This window comes from Microcystis sp. M53603_WE2, from assembly GCF_030065435.1.
In genome coordinates this window covers 1-1,170 of record NZ_JASJFF010001302.1, presented here as the reverse complement: position 1 = coordinate 1,170, position 1,170 = coordinate 1, and the positions used below count along the sequence as shown (strand labels likewise).

Genomic DNA, 1,170 nt, shown 5'->3' with positions numbered 1-1,170 from the left:
GGTGTGGGGTGTGGGGTGTGGGGTTTTACCGATTTTCAGGTGGTCAATTACCTAATTTTCAGGGAAAAAGTCCCAGAATTTTCCCCCCAATCACTCCAAAGGTCGGCACTTTTTGAGGGAAAACAAGTCTAAAAGTCTTATCCAACAAGGTTTTTAGATTTATTCAGCAAACCCTATTTACTCTTTATTTTTTTCCTTGAGATGAGTGATACTTTTCGAGAATTATTAAAAGCGATCGGTAGTGGCACCCATACGGGCAAAAATTTAACCCGTCCCGAAGCGGCAATGGCCACCAAGATGATGTTAACCCAAGAGGCAACCCCGGCCCAAATCGGTGCTTTCATGATTGCCCATCGCATTAAACGCCCCACCAGCGATGAGTTAGCGGGAATGCTTGATGCCTACGCCGAGCTTGGCCCGCAAATAACCCTAGAATCAGCCTCTTTTCAGCATCCGATCACTATTTTTGGCAATCCCTACGATGGACGCTCTCGCACTGCCCCAGTTACTCCGATCACCACTTTAATCTTAGGGTTGGCGGGGGTTCCCGTAGTCCTGCACGGGGGCGATCGAATGCCGACTAAATACGGTATTTCCCTCAGAGAAATCTGGCAGCAATTAGGAGCAGATTTTAGTCAATTATCCTTAGCAGCAGTGAAAGACTGTTTAATCACCACAGGATTGACTTTTTTCTATATTCCGCGCCATTTTCCCCTAGTACAGAATTTTATTCCCTATCGGGAGCAAATCGGTAAACGTCCGCCCATGGCCACGGTAGAGTTAATGTGGTCGCCTTTTGTCGGTAATATTCATCAGATATCGGGTTTTGTTCATCCCCCCACCGAGGAGCGTTTTCGCGAAACTTTTGCCCTGAGAAATATCTCTCATTTCACCACTGTGAAAGGATTAGAGGGGAGTTGTGATTTAGCCTGTAATCGGACGGCGATTATCGGTCTGGGAAATCCCACCGATCCCCCTTCCTTTCAGCGATTTTTCTTAAATCCTCGCGATTATGGCTTCTGTCCTTCGGATTATCCCCTCGAATCTTTAGAGATGCTCACCGCTAAATTAAAGGGTTTATTAGCCGGAGAAAATAACGAATTAACCGATGCGGCAATTTTTAACGGTGGTTTTTATCTTTGGCGCTGTGGAATTGCCCCGGATATCCCC

General features: G+C 46.4%; 1 protein-coding gene. It reads left to right on the top strand.

Annotated features, from left to right (window positions below):
* Positions 1-201 precede the first annotated feature (201 nt).
* Positions 202-1,170: anthranilate phosphoribosyltransferase family protein (locus PX481_RS27305; RefSeq protein ID WP_288097076.1), on the top strand; the 969-nt coding region annotated here is incomplete at its 3' end.